Origin of the sequence: Aeromonas piscicola (assembly GCF_000820005.1) — a bacterium.
Taxonomy (GTDB): domain Bacteria; phylum Pseudomonadota; class Gammaproteobacteria; order Enterobacterales; family Aeromonadaceae; genus Aeromonas; species Aeromonas piscicola.
Genome location: NZ_CDBL01000052.1, coordinates 318,345 through 332,013, shown reverse-complemented (window position 1 = coordinate 332,013; position 13,669 = coordinate 318,345). Strand labels below are relative to the sequence as shown.

Annotated in this window: 12 protein-coding genes; 4 read left to right on the top strand and 8 right to left on the bottom strand. The window is 61.9% G+C overall.

Annotated elements, in window-relative coordinates:
- Nucleotides 1-17 precede the first annotated feature (17 nt).
- On the bottom strand, nucleotides 18-4,055 hold the full coding sequence (gene pulA, locus BN1128_RS12145) for a pullulanase-type alpha-1,6-glucosidase (protein ID WP_156140248.1): 4,038 nt from the start codon (nucleotides 4,053-4,055) through the stop codon (nucleotides 18-20).
- Nucleotides 4,056-4,320: 265 nt separating this feature from the next.
- On the opposite strand from pulA, the gene BN1128_RS12140 reads away from it, so the two are divergent.
- On the top strand, nucleotides 4,321-4,731 hold the full coding sequence (locus BN1128_RS12140; RefSeq protein ID WP_042869053.1) for a hypothetical protein: 411 nt from the start codon (nucleotides 4,321-4,323) through the stop codon (nucleotides 4,729-4,731).
- A 62-nt stretch (nucleotides 4,732-4,793) separates the two neighbouring features.
- Here the strand turns inward: BN1128_RS12140 and dmeF are convergent, their stop codons facing one another.
- Nucleotides 4,794-5,741, bottom strand: a complete 948-nt coding sequence (gene dmeF, locus BN1128_RS12135) for a CDF family Co(II)/Ni(II) efflux transporter DmeF (RefSeq protein ID WP_042869051.1) — start codon at nucleotides 5,739-5,741, stop codon at nucleotides 4,794-4,796.
- Nucleotides 5,742-5,812: 71 nt separating this feature from the next.
- Here dmeF and BN1128_RS12130 point away from each other — a divergent pair, with 71 nt between their 5' ends.
- The 3 genes from BN1128_RS12130 (at nucleotide 5,813) to BN1128_RS12120 (ending at nucleotide 8,559) form a co-directional block, all read left to right on the top strand.
- Nucleotides 5,813-6,088 carry a metal/formaldehyde-sensitive transcriptional repressor gene (locus BN1128_RS12130; protein ID WP_021138847.1) on the top strand — a complete coding sequence of 92 codons (276 nt, stop codon included), beginning with the start codon at nucleotides 5,813-5,815 and terminating at the stop codon, nucleotides 6,086-6,088.
- 190 nt (nucleotides 6,089-6,278) lie between these two features.
- Nucleotides 6,279-7,475, top strand: coding sequence for an amino acid aminotransferase (locus tag BN1128_RS12125; protein WP_042869045.1), 1,197 nt, complete (start codon nucleotides 6,279-6,281; stop codon nucleotides 7,473-7,475).
- A gap of 160 nt (nucleotides 7,476-7,635) precedes the next feature.
- Nucleotides 7,636-8,559, top strand: a complete 924-nt coding sequence (locus BN1128_RS12120) for a LysR family transcriptional regulator (RefSeq protein ID WP_042869043.1) — start codon at nucleotides 7,636-7,638, stop codon at nucleotides 8,557-8,559.
- Nucleotides 8,560-8,670: 111 nt separating this feature from the next.
- On the opposite strand, the gene BN1128_RS12115 is transcribed toward BN1128_RS12120, so the two are convergent.
- The 6 genes from BN1128_RS12115 to BN1128_RS12090 all read right to left on the bottom strand — a co-directional run bounded on the left by BN1128_RS12115 (nucleotide 8,671) and on the right by BN1128_RS12090 (nucleotide 13,449).
- Nucleotides 8,671-8,994, bottom strand: coding sequence for a DUF1820 family protein (locus BN1128_RS12115; protein WP_042869042.1), 324 nt, complete (start codon nucleotides 8,992-8,994; stop codon nucleotides 8,671-8,673).
- Between the two features lie 207 nt (nucleotides 8,995-9,201).
- Entirely contained in the window at nucleotides 9,202-10,101 is a 900-nt protein-coding gene (locus BN1128_RS12110; RefSeq protein ID WP_042869040.1) for a YjjW family glycine radical enzyme activase, read from the bottom strand.
- 11 nt (nucleotides 10,102-10,112) lie between these two features.
- Nucleotides 10,113-11,639 (bottom strand): YjjI family glycine radical enzyme, encoded by a 1,527-nt coding sequence (locus BN1128_RS12105; RefSeq protein WP_042869038.1) that lies wholly within the window; start codon nucleotides 11,637-11,639, stop codon nucleotides 10,113-10,115.
- A 116-nt stretch (nucleotides 11,640-11,755) separates the two neighbouring features.
- Complete coding sequence (locus BN1128_RS12100) at nucleotides 11,756-12,097, bottom strand: AzlD domain-containing protein (RefSeq protein WP_042869036.1); 342 nt, start codon at nucleotides 12,095-12,097, stop codon at nucleotides 11,756-11,758.
- Nucleotides 12,098-12,099: 2 nt separating this feature from the next.
- Nucleotides 12,100-12,819: an AzlC family ABC transporter permease gene (locus BN1128_RS12095; protein WP_042869034.1), complete on the bottom strand. Its 720-nt coding sequence runs from the start codon at nucleotides 12,817-12,819 to the stop codon at nucleotides 12,100-12,102.
- A gap of 153 nt (nucleotides 12,820-12,972) precedes the next feature.
- On the bottom strand, nucleotides 12,973-13,449 hold the full coding sequence (locus BN1128_RS12090; protein ID WP_042869032.1) for a L,D-transpeptidase family protein: 477 nt from the start codon (nucleotides 13,447-13,449) through the stop codon (nucleotides 12,973-12,975).
- Between the last annotated feature and the right edge of the window lie 220 nt (nucleotides 13,450-13,669).

The window sequence follows — 13,669 nt, the reverse complement described above, 5'->3', positions numbered from 1 at the left end:
GGACTCTATGGGTATGCTTACTTGGCGCTGCACTCCTGAATGACGGCGGTGCCGGCCTTGGTACCAGCCGGGTCAACCTTCACCAGCACGCTCCACAATCCTTGCGGCAATGTGATGCTGTTGTTGGCACTGCCAGCCTGGGAGAAGCTGAGAGAGTAGCCCGTCTCGGCAGTGACAGCGCCACCGCCGTTGAGCAGGTACTCCTTGCTCCAGTCTTCATTGGCGACCTTGAACTCACTGGTGCCCATGTAGTTGAATGCGGCCTGATAGATGGCGAGGTCGCCGTCCATCCCCTTGTAGCTCAGCTGATACTGGGGCTGGGCAGCCCAACCGGACAGCTCACCCTTGACGAACAGGTTGTAGCCGAGCGGATTGCCCGCCACCGTATCCAGCACCTTGCAGCTCTGCACCGGCTCGGTGAAGCTGACGCTCAGGGTCGGTTTGTCCTTGTTCATTGCCGTGAACACAAACTTGTAACTACCCGCCTTGGCCAGTTCGAGCCCGACGTTGCCGGTCGATCCACCGGCGCACAGGGTCAGCGGGGTGCCGACCACCAGCTTGTCAGCGGCATTGCAACTGCCGTAGTTGACCGGCCCCCAGGAGGCGTCCGCAATCTTGACGTTGGTGGTGCCAAGCTTGTCGGTCGTCACCTCTGTGGTGAACTCGTACATGAAGTTGCTGCTGAAGCTCATCTGGTTGGTGTTGCCCCACTCGTCGAGGAAGCCCTTCAGATAGACTGCGGTATCACCAAACGGCGGAACCGTGCTCAAGTCTATCTTCTTGCTCACCGGCAGACCCGCACCCTGGGCACCGGCCTGCGGTTTGACGAACACGGCAGCAGACCAGGCTCCCAGGGTCAACTGACCACCACTGGCAACGGCGCCATCGGCGATGCTGCTACCTGCATGATGGGCCGGGCTCAGCTGCAGTGTGCTCAGATCGATGGGCTGATCCTTGCCGTCACGGAAGTCGCCGATGCTCTGGGGCTGGTTGGTGGCGTTGATCATCACCACCAGGCCCTCGATGGCGGGATCCAGATCCGCACCGGCATTGACGCCATCATCCACCGTCATCACGATAAGCCCCGGCACCTGGTCAGGCCCGGTATTGCGGAAATCAACCCGCTTGATCACCTCGGCGCCGCTGCCAAGGCGCAGCAGACGGGAGGATTGACGCAGCTCGGCCAGCTCCTGATAGAAGCCCACCATGGTCGCCATGTCGGCCCCGCTCGGCTTGACGTGCTGGCCGAGCACCTGCTCGATCAGCGGATAGTTGTCGCCATCCTTGTCCTTGCGCGGCAACCCCTTGTCGAAGTTGTTGTCGGCCAGGGTGTAGTCGACCCGGTTGTACCAGTCACCCGAGTCGTAGCTGTCCCGCTCCATGGATTTGGAGCGCAGCAACTCGACACCGGCATGGGTAAACGGAATGCCCTGCCCCAGCATGGCGGTGGCCAGCGATACCCCCTGCATCCGCACCAGATCGGCTCCTTCCGGCGCCTTGTAGATCAGGTTGTCGAACAGGGTCTGGTTGTCGTGCTTGTCGACATAGTTCTGAATTTCGGTCGGATCCTGGGCATAACCCGCAGGTTGACCGTTGTAGTCGATGTCGGAGCCCTTCTTCGGCATGCCGTCCTTGTCAGTCAGCACGAAATCCTTGAGGTTGCCGGCCATGCCGAGGCGAACCAGGTCGGATTGGTGCAGCGCCGTGGCCAACTCAACGCCGTCCATCTCGTTGGCATCCACCAGAGCGCCGTTGCCAAAGCCCTGGGTCTTGCGAATGGTGTCGCCGCCGTCAAACGGACTGCCGCCGCGCACCGCATCACGCAACCGGTCGGAGAAGGAGCCGATGCCGGTGCCGCCCAGGTGCTTCTGGGTCGCCTGCACGAAGCGCTTGTCATCCTGCACCTCGCCGAAGTTCCAGCCCTCGCCGTAGAAGTACATCTCGGGGTTGACCTGCTTCACGGCGGCCAGCGCCTGCACCATCTGATCTTTCGGGTGGTGGCCCATCAGATCGAAGCGGAAGGCGTCGATCTTGTAGTCGCGGGCCCAGGTCACCAGAGAGTCATCCATCAGCTTGGCGAACATGGCGTGTTCCGGCGCCGTGTTGGAGCAGCAGGTGGAGTTTTCGACCGAGCCGGTCTCCGGATTGAGGCGCTGATAGTACCAGGGCACTATCTTGTCGAGCACCGACTTGGGACCGAGGCCGGCTTCGTTGGTGTGGTTGTAGACCACGTCCATTACCACGTTCATGCCGATGTTCTGCTTGATGGCCTTGACCATCTCGCGGAACTCCAGGATGCGCTGGCTGCCCTCGGCGTTGGTGGCGTAAGAGCCTTCCGGTGCCGTGTAGTGGTAAGGGTCATAGCCCCAGTTGAAGGAGTCCGCCCCGCGCAGATAACCGTACAGCTCCTGTACCTGGGGGTTCTCCTTGCTGTCGGCCCCTTGCAGATCAGTGAGCACGGCCTCTATCGTCTGGCCACCACCGCAGTAACCGCCAAACTTGGACCCCTGCACCTCCGGGTTGACCTGACACAGCTTGCTGAAGTCATCGGCAAGGTTGGCCACCTTGGCCGGATCCTCGTTGACGGTGGCGATGTCGAACACGGGCAGCAAATGCAGGTGGCTGACACCGCTCTTGGCCAGCGCCTGCAGGTGCTTGACCGGCACGCTGTCGCTGTCGGTCAGGCCGAGGAACTTGCCGCGGTGCTCGGCCGGGGTGGAGTCGTCGTTGCCGGTCAGATCGCGGACATGGGCCTCATAGATGGTGATGTCGGCAGGGTTCTGCTGGCTGTGGGGCGCCTTGAGGCTGTCCCACCCTTCCGGCTTGAGGGCCGGATCGTTGAGATCCACCACCTGGCTGAACTCTGAGTTCATCGCCAGGCTCAGTGAGTAGGGGTCTGTCACCTGATAGGATTCCAGCTTGCGGCTGACCGGGTGATAGACCTGGATGTCGTAGCGGTAGAACTTGCCTACCAGCTCGCTGCCACCCTGCACGCTCCAGCTGCCGCTGGCCTCGTCCCGAATCATGGTGCGCTCGCCCAGCGCCCTGTGCTTGTCATCGAACAGTGCCAGCTTGACCGACTTGGCAGTCGGCGCCCACAGCCGGAAGGTGACATTGCCCCCCTCGACGATGGCGCCATAGGCCAGCTTGCTCGCTGCCTCGGCGTAGAGGGCATCGAGGGCACCGGCGCTCTGCACCAGGGTCGCCCCCTGCAGTATGCCGTCAGCATCAGTGCCTATGGCCACCAGCTCGCCCTTGAGCAGCGGCTTGAGATCTTTCCCCGCTGGCAGGGCGAAGGCGGCGGCATCCTTGAGGTGCGGATACTTGGCCTGTTGCTCGGCAGTGAGACTGGTAGCCGTTAGAGTGATGTAGGGGAAGTCGAATACCCCTTCCGCATTGGCCTTGATGGTGCCCGACTCAGTGTAATAGAGGCGCACATGGGGCTTGTCCTTGCCCCCTTGCCAGATCAGGGTGCTGCCATCGATCAGATGGGCACTGGCCCCCGCCACGCCAAAGGCGGCGGTGAAGGCGTCGGCACGACTGCCGAAGACCTCGCTCTTGCCCGCGACGATTGCCACGGTGCGATCCGGGTGATCGCTGAACACCACCTTCATGTCGGCACCGGTCAGGTTGGCCAGATCGCCGTTGCGGGCGATAAAGTTGATACAGCCTTCCAGCTTGGCCAGGGGAACCACCCAGCTGGGACCGAAACCGTCGGCCGCCGCCGGGGTATTGACCTTGTCATCCCAGCCCGCGTTGAGACCGCTCTCGGCGGTGGCATTGCAGGCGTCGTTGTTCCACAGGTGCAGGCTGTAGTTGGCGAAGGGGCCATCCACCCCGCGTGCCGCGCTGGTCTGGGTATCCACCAGGGCGATCACCGCCTGATCGGGCCCGGCCACCAGTTGCTCGGCAGGGGGTTGCACATTGGGCAGACGGGCAACGGGGCCGTCCGTGGGGCCAGGGGTGGAGGGGGAGGAGCTGTTGTCATTGCAGCCGGACAAAAGCGCGAGCAGTGAGGCTGTTACCAGCGCCACTTTGGTCTTTTTCATATCCATTTTTTTATAATTCCCGCTGTAGTTAGTCTCGATATCCGAGTACCCGGTCATTGCCGAGCGGTGCCATATTAATCAGCGGCAATCGTTTCAAATGTGAGCAGCAGGGCAAAAAAACCAACCATTTTCAACAAGATAACGTTTTCATAACGAAAATTGGATCGGGCTCACAGACCCGGCCTCACTTTCGGCCCATACCAGCAGACAGACGAGTCCATACCGGAAAAATCAATTTCCGATCAAGTGGATAGAGAAGGAGTCACGGCATATGAAGCGAATTGAGGAACAGGCCAAACGGCTGGATCAGGAGTATCAGGCGATCGCGCAGTTGTTTGACCAATTTTGCCAGCAGGCGGGCGTGCTCGCCGAGCAGTACCACTTCTTCAACTGGCCCGACTATGAAGACACACCGCCCCTCTGCCGAGCCTTCACCCTGCTGGGGGAGCCGCGCGAGCTGCGCCTGCGCTGCCAGCCTGGGGAGCGTGGTACCTTGAGCGGTCTCATCCAGGTGCGTAGCGAAGATGGCACAGTCCACGCCAGCCTGGGCTTTCGGGCCGATGGCCACCTGCAGCTGGAGTCGGGATCCTTGCTGGACAACCCGCCCCAACTGCTGCTCAAGCTGCTGCTGGGAGCCATCTGGCAGCACAAGCCGGACGATGATCACGGCCAACACCACTGATTCAAACCACAAGAAGGGGCCTGGGCCCCTTCTTCATGTCTCGTGTTGCCGACCGGGAATGATCAGGGCTGGGCGATCTCTATGGTGACGTGAACCAGCTCCTCGTGGATGGCGAGCCGCTCACGGATCTGGCCAGCCGGGATGGGCGTCGCCATCAATAGAGAGAGTACGCAGGCATACTGCTCCTGCCCCACCCGCCAGACGTGCAGATCGCGGATCTCGGCGTCCGGCAAGTCGGCTATCACCTCGCGGATCTCCGCCACCAGCGGGGTATCCATCTCGGCATCCAGCAGCACCCGGCCCGAGTCGCGCAGCAGACCCCAGGCCCACACGGCCACCAGCACGGCGCCCGCTATGCCCATCAGGGGATCCAGCCAGTCGGCTCCCCACAGCATGCCACCCACCAGCGCCAGGATGGCCAGCACAGAGGTGGCCGCATCAGCCAGTACGTGGATGTAGGCGGCACGCAAGTTGAGATCCTGATGACCGTGATGATCAGCATGGTCATGATGATCATGGCCGTGATGGTGGTCATGGCTGTGACCGTGATGATGGCCATGATCGTCCTTGAGCAGCCAGGCGCAGGCAAGGTTCACCAAGAGGCCCACCAGCGCGATGGCGATCGCCTGTTGATAGTGGATCGGGCTGGGATCCAGCAGCCGGAACACAGATTCGAACAGCATCAACCCGGCCACCCCCACCAGCAGCAAGGCGCTGGTGAAGCCCCCCAGCACCTCGATCTTCCAGGTGCCGAAGCTGAATCTGTGGTCGCGAGCAAAGTGGCGGGCGGCGCGATAGGCCAGTACGGAGAGGCCGAGCGCCAGCGCGTGGGAACTCATGTGCCAGCCATCCGCCAGCAGTGCCATTGAGTTGTAGAACCAGCCGCCGCTGATCTCCGCCACCATCATGATGACGGTAAGCAGCACGGCCCAGCGGGTTTTCTGTTCCGCCAGCGGATTACCCTGGTGCACGACGGGTTGATGGCAGTGGGATGAGACGAGGGATGACATGGATTTCTCCTGAGGGCGATGATGCAATATACTATACCCCAGTATAGTTTTATTGATCGAGAGGATCCTCCATGTCACACACCATTCACGGCAAGAAGAAGCTGCTGGCGCGGGTGCGCCGCATCAAGGGCCAGACAGGTGCACTGGAAACCGCACTGGAGCAGGAGGGTGACTGCGCCGCCATTTTGCAGCAGATCGCCGCCATCCGCGGTGCCGTCAACGGCCTGATGCTGGAGGTGCTGGAGGGTCATATGCGGGAGCATCTCGGCGCCGAAGAGGCCACCCCGGCAGAGCGGCTGGAGGATCTGGATCAGGTGGTGCGGGTACTGAGATCCTACCTGAAGTAAAGGCTCACCGGCCTGCTCGCTACTGGCGCCAGCCATGGGAGCAAGTCCGGACCCTAACCCTTTACAGCAAAGGGGGCCATGGCCGTGCACGGCAGGTCCGTTTCAGACTTGAGCCCTCGCCCGCTTTACGCCATCATGACCGCCGATCATTGATCCCCTTACCCTGGATTCCACTTCGCAAGGACCCCCCATGTTTGAACACGTCGATGCCTACGCTGGCGACCCCATACTGACCCTAGTCGAGACCTTCCACAAAGACACCCGTGAGCAAAAGGTGAACCTGGGGATCGGCCTCTATTACGACGAGCAGGGCCGCATCCCGCTGCTGGCGTCCGTGCAACAGGCTGAAGCCCGGCGCGCCGCTGCACCAGCTCCGCGCCCCTATCAACCGATGGAAGGGGCCGCCAACTACCGCACCGCGGTGCAGCACCTGCTGTTTGGCGCCGACCATGAAGCGGTCAAGGCCGGCCGCATCGCCACCATCCAGACCATAGGCGGCTCGGGCGCGCTCAAGATCGGCGCCGACCTGCTCAAGCGCTACTTCCCGACCTCCGAGGTGTGGGTCAGCAATCCGACCTGGGACAACCACAAGGCCATGTTCGAGGGGGCCGGCATCCAGGTGCACGACTACCCCTACTACGACGCAGCCACCGGCGGCGTCCAGTTTGATGCCATGATCGACTGCCTGAGCGCCCTGCCGGCCAGGAGCATAGTGCTGCTGCATCCCTGCTGTCACAACCCGACCGGCGTGGATCTCTCCTCTGCCCAGTGGGACAGGGTCATTGCGCTGGTAGTCGAGAAAAATCTAATTCCTTTCATGGACATCGCCTATCAGGGCTTCGGTGATGGTCTGGAAGAGGATGCCTACGCCATCCGCGCCATGGTGGCCGCCGGCGTCAGCTTCTTCGTCAGCAACTCGTTTTCCAAGAACCTCTCCTTCTACGGCGAACGCTGCGGCGGCCTGTCGGTCATCTGCAAAGATGCCGAAGAGGCGAGCCGGGTGCTGGGCCAGATGAAGGCGACCGTGCGTCGCAACTACTCCAGCCCCCCCACCCACGGTGGCCAGATCACCGCGGCCGTGATGAACGATGCCAGCCTGCACGCCCTCTGGGTCGACGAGGTTAGCGAGATGCGCATCCGCATCAAGGCCATGCGCCAGAAGCTGTTCGAGGTGCTGAGCGCCAAGGTGCCTGGCCGTGATTTTGGCTACTTCATCAGCCAGCGCGGCATGTTCAGCTACACCGGCTTCACGCCGGAGCAGGTTGACCGCCTGCGTGAAGAGTTCGCCGTCTACCTGGTGCGCTCGGGTCGCATGTGCGTGGCCGGCCTCAACAGCCGCAACGTCGACTATGTGGCCGACGCCATGGCCGCCGTGCTCAAAGGCTAACCCGTGCAAGCCCCGCTCAAGCGGGGCTTTTTGTCTGTTTCATTCGCTGTGGAGTCTCTATGGATCTGAGCGCGCTTTCCCGGCTGAGTGTGAGCACGCCATCTGGTCACCCTGCTGCCGCAGCTCAATGCCAGAACCTCATTCCGTTTCTGGAGCCGCTATGGACGTGATCGCACTTTCCCGGCTGGGAGGCCGTCATCTGGTCACCCTGCATCTGCTGCTCGACAGCCAGAGCGTCACCCGCACGGCCGAGCGGCTCTGCACCACTCCCTCCACCGTCAGCAAGACCCTCAACCAGTTGCGGGATCTGCTTGGCGATCAGCTGCTCTACCGCCAGGGCAACCAGCTGTTGCTGACCCCCTTTGCCGAGCGACTCGGCCCTACCCTGCACCGATTGCTGAGCGAGCTGAACAACCTCACCAGCCAGGGTGGTTTTGACCCCGAAACCTGGCAGGGACAACTGAGGTTTGCGCTGCGGGAAAGCAGCATGGTCTGGCCGATAGGGCCCATTCTGGGCCAGCTGATGCAGGAAGTACCGGGCCTGGTCCCCGACGTCTGGAACAAGGATGAGCAAGGTCTGGCTGCGTTGGCGGCGGGCAAGCTCGACTTTGTTATCCTGCCCCACGATCAGAGCCAGCCCCTGCCCCGCCAACCGGGTCTGGTATGGGAAACCCTGCGGGAAGACAAGCTGGTCTGCCTGCTGCGCGTGAACCACCCGGCGCTGGACAAGCCCTGGGATCTGGATGCCTACCTGAGCTGGCGCCATATCGCCATTCGCGATCAGGAACTGGCCAACCCCTTCTTCGAGCAGAGCCTGGCCCAGTTGCAGGTACGCCGCCAGATCAGCGCCACCCTGCCGGATTTTGGCAGCGCGGCGGCCCTGCTGCGCCAGAGCGATCTCATCCTCACCGCCGTCGAAGGCTGGGCCGAGCAAGTCATGAGCCGGGATCTGGTGATCCGCCCGGTCCCGTTCGACTATGGCGCCGTCACCCACAGCCTGGTGTGGTATGGCCCGGCCGGTGAAGAGCCGGCGCGGCGCTGGTTCCGCCAGCGGATCCTGCAACTGGCCCGGGAACTGGGTTAGCGCACCCAGGCGGCACGCATTGCAGATCCTGCGGGCGCCATTGCCGACCCCAAGAGAAGCGAGCCTCGCCAAGGCAATCCCCATGGCAAGGCTCGCAGAGAGGAGAAAGCCTCAGGGCTTCCTGGTATAGATGGGGCTGGGAAAGGGCGCGACGTTGTTGCCCAGCTCTGTGATGCGGGCCGCCCCCTGCTTGCGCACCTGATCGACCCGCAGCACATGGTGCATGGGAATCATGGTGCGGTTAACGTCGGCAAATTCACTCTTCAATTTCTCGTGGCTGGGATCGACGATCAGCGCCGTGTGAGTGTCCCACACGAAGTTCGCGATCTCGATGAAGCCGAACAGCTGACCCTGGCTCACTTCCCTGACATAGACTTCGTAACGCTCGTTGTGGCAAATGAACTGCACTCGGTATAAGGCGTTGGATTCACTCATGTTCGTCTGTTGATAGTGGGCGAATGCCCCATTCTAGCCGCCCCTTCCCAGAGCTCAAATAGACAGCAATCACAGTTACGTCATCTTGAGACTCACAGTGCCAAAAACCCGGATCCAGGCCACAAACTGGTCACCTGCTCGCCGGATATCGACCCAGAAATCACACCAAATACCTTTGCGATCAATTGATTAGAATCCAGTGATCCCTCAGCAGATCGCCGGCAGGGACACAGGCCCCAGCCCCCTTGCGCTCAGCTCGGCAGCAAGCCGGGTCAAGGCCTCCCTGTCCGCCTCCTGCCAGCTCGTCGCCACCCCGCGCACCCCGTGATGGCGAAAACCGTTGAGGCGAATGGGCACTGGCCCCAGGCTCTGCAGAAAGCTGGCCAGACCCGTTTCCAGCTTGCCGTCGGCATCCAGAAAATCGCTGCGCCCCGGCACATGGAGCAGCCGCAGTTCGGTCAGCTTGCCGTGGCTTGCCAGCAGTTGCAGCGATGCCAGCACCCGCTCGCGGCCATAGCCGGTCAGAGTATGATGCACCGAATCGCGCCACCCCTTGAGATCGAGCATGGCCCCGTCCAGCACCGGCAACAGCCGCAGCCAGCCGGTCGCGGCGAGCGAACCGTTGCTGTCGAGCAGGCAACTGAGATGGGCCAGATCAGGCGCCCCCTTGATGGCGGCAAATAGCGCAACCACAAAAGGAAGCTGGGTGGTCGCCTCGCCGCCGGAGACGGTAATGCCAGTCAGCAGCGGGCCGTAACGGCGCAGCAAAGCCAGCACCTCGGCCACCGTCATGGTGGCTGTTTTGGGATTGGCACTGCGGGGGCAAGCATCCAGACAAGCATCGCAGTTGGTGCAGAGCGCCGCCTGCCAGCGCACTCTGCGCTCGCCAGGGCGGTCCTCAGCAAGGGTGAGCGCGCCACTAGGGCAGACCGCAAGGCAGTCGCCGCAATCGTCGCACAGCCCTATGGTGTGCGGGTTGTGGCAGCCGGGGCAGCGGAAGTTGCAGCCCTGCAGGAACAGCACCAGCCGGTTGCCGGGCCCGTCGACGCAGGAGAACGGCAGCACCCTGCTCACCAGGGCGCTGCGTGTTGGCAAGGCATCAGCCATCAAGAGCGAACTCAATACTCGCAGATGGTCGATTCGTGGGCGACCACCCGCGGAGCCCGCTGACGGATGGCGGTCACTTCACTCGCCTCGGCACCCAGACAGGTGGTCTGCAGCCGCGAGCCTTCCTCTGCGAAACGGGCCACGTCGCTCTTGCGGATCATGTAGCCGGTCACCCGCACCAGATCGCTGTCGGCCACGTTGGCTGTGAACTCGCGCATGCCGATGGCGAGCGCCCCCTTGCAGAGCTGCAGCAGCGCCTGCGGGTTCTGGCGGATGGTGGGATCCAGCGTGAGGATCTCGCTGATCCCCGAGTGGTAATAACTGTGGTGCGGCGCCAGCGCCAGCACATGGCTGGCCGGATCCGGCTCATGACCGTAGGGAATGCGCACCCCGGGCGTGACAGCCACATCGATGCTGAGGCCGCCCTGCGAGTGCAGCAGAGCGCGGCCACCCCAGGCGTGGGTCTGCGGCGTGCTGGTCACAAAGGCGGAGAGCTGGGCCGAGATTCGATAGCCAAGCTGGTTCGCCTCCTCGTCATGGCCGTAGCGATCCGGCAGATTCTCTTTATCCATCAGGATATTGACCGCTTCCGCCATGCCGTAGATGCCGAACATGGGAACGAAACGATCCTCATCCAGCAGCCCCTCCTTGACCAGGAAGCTGTCGAAGAAACCAGACTCATCATGCAGAAAGGCGGCACGCGCTTCGATCAACTGGGAGGCCAGACGGCAGTAATGGGGCAGCAGGCAGCCGAGGAAATCATCGATACCCTGTGCCTGCTCGGCGACCCGCTTGAGGGAGATGCGCACCAGGGTATTCGCGCCACCGGCCTGCGGCAGGGCGTTGTAGCAGCTGACGATGCCAAAACCGCGGTTGTCGAAGGTATCACGGTGAATCGGGTAGTTGGCGATGTGCGGCTTGCTGCACTCGGCGATGTTCTTCACCGCCTGCAACAGCAGATCGTCCGGGGTCTGCTCGGGATCGTGGAAGAAGGTGAGGTTGGGCGCCACCTGCTTGAGCTCATTGTCGATGCGCAGGATCAGGCGGCAGATACGGTTGTCATCCGGCCCGATGTTGACGTGCATGAAGGCGTCCGGCAGTACCCTGTCCAGATAGACCCAGAACCCCTTCAGCTTGCGATAGAGGGTCTCGTCATCCAGATCCCTGACAAACGGCAGCAGCAGATGGTCGAGTCGACCCAGCCAGACCGGCATGCCGGTGACGGAGGGGACATGGTGATAGAGGATGCGCAGGGCATCGAGCGCCTCATCGAAATCCTGCGACGCCGCCAGCTCCAGCCAAGGGGAGCCCTGACTCAGGAATTTTTCATAGTCCGGCAGCACATAGCGCGGCTTGTAGGGGGCGTGCCCTTCGAACATGTCACAGAGAAAACCCTGCTCCATCGCCTCGGCGACTGCGGCAGGCAGGTCGGGGTAAGGCAGCGCGTTTTCGGCGGCCAGCGCCAGGGCATGACTCTTCTGGGCGGCAGAGAGGTGGTGATCACGCACTATGCGCTGACAGGTTTCGGTGAAAGACATGGGGGAGCTCCTTGGCGGATGGTCCCTAAATCCTCACACTTGGGAGGTGTTTTTTGAAGTGACATTCACAACATGGCGGATATCCATAAAAGACATCCACCATACGGGATCACGGCTCAGCCGAACCAGGGCAACAGCGCCGCCAGTCCCCCCTGCCAGCGCAGCAGGAAGAAGCCCCCCATGCCCACCACGACCACCAGCAGGGTCGGCAGCCGCAACAGGGTCAGCGTCGTCACCAGCAGGGTGGCGGCCAGGTAGTCCGGATCCCACGTCAGTCCTTTGCCCGGCTCATAGCTGAAGACGATGGGCAGCCAGATGGCGGTCAACACCGACTGGGCCGAGAAGCTGAGGAAGGCCCCCATCTCGGCGCCCGGTTGATAGCGGGTCAGCCGCGAGAAGAAGGCAAAGCGGTTGAAGAAGGTGATCAGGGCCAGCAGGCCTATCATCAGCCAGCTCATGGTCATCTCCTCATCCGGTGCAGCACATAGCCCACCACCATGCCAGCCAGTGCCGATATGATGATATGGATCTCCGCCAGCAGCGGCTTGGTGAGCAGCGCAGTGCCGCCGCTCACCAGGGTCGCCGCCACCATGGGCAGGTTCTTCATGGCGGGTATGGTCATGGCGATGAAGGTGGCGGCGATGGCAAAGTCCAGCCCCATCTTGTCCAGCCCGTCTATGTACTGACCGGCGGCGATGCCGAGCAGGGTCGCCAGATTCCAGAACAGATAGAAGACGAAGCCCGCGATCAGCGCGTAGGCAGGGTTGAAGCTGCCGCTGCGCTCCCTGTCTTTCAGCGCCACCGCGAACATCTCATCGGTCAGGAAGAACGCCAGGCTGGCACGCCAGCGCAGGGCGAGGGGCAAGACATCCCGGCGGAAGGTGAAGCCATAGAGCAGATGCTGGGAAGTGATCACCATGGTGGAGCCCATGATGGGCAGCAGGGGCGTGCCCGCCCCGAACAGGGTAGTGGCCGACAGCTGGGCGGCGCCGGCGTAGACCAGCAGCGACATCAGCTGGGCCTGCAACGGGCTCAAGCCCACCTGCAGCGCCAGGGCGCCACACAGGATCCCCCAGGGAATGACGGAGATGGAGAGCGGCAAAATGTCGATGGTGGCGCGCCACCAGAGCGCGCGGGTACTCTCGGCCCCGACTGATTGGGTACTCGTTGCTGACGGCATGGGATCATCCTTGTTGCATCCACGGCGAGCCGGAAAAACTAGCACAGCACGGGGACAGATACCAAGAGGTACCGCGGGTAAAGAGAGGATGGAGACAGAACAGGGGGAGGCGCAAAGCAGCGCGCCACCCCTATGGTGGCGCGCGAGAAACAATCAGGGCTGAATGACGATGGGGGTACCGGGTTCGATGGCGTTCCACACTTCGTCCAGATCCTTGTTGAGCATGGCGATGCAGCCATTGGTCCAGTTGGACGGCTGCAAGCGGGTGTTGCCTATGCTGTTGCGCTGACCATGGATCATGATCATGCCACCCGGTCGCACACCCAGCTCGTTGGCCGTCTTGATGTCGTCCAGGTTCGGGTAGTTGATGTGGATGGCCTTGTAATAGTTGGAGTTGGTCTTCTTGTAGTCGAGGATGTAGCGTCCTTCCGGCGTACGCTGATCCCCTTCCCGCTGCTTGTGACCCTTGGGGGCAGGCCCCAGGGCGATCCAGTAGCGTTTGACCTCCTTGCCATCCTTCATCAGAGTCAGGCTATAGGAAGACTTCTTCACCACTATCATGTCGGCAGACAAGGTGGCAAAACTCAGTGCGGGCCACAGCCCCAGCAAACACAGTAATACGGCTCTCATTCCATCCCTCGACAAGCCTCTGGTAAGGGCTTTTCTTGTTACCAAATCATCTGAATTGCACCGCCCCGAGTGGCGGGCGAGCGCCATCATATTGGATCGCCATCAATACTCAATATATCCAGAGAAACATATCCCGCGCCATCTTTTATAGATTGTTACAATTAACAGCCAAAACAAAGGCATACCCCCCTATATCGGGATAGTACCCCCTTGGTGATTA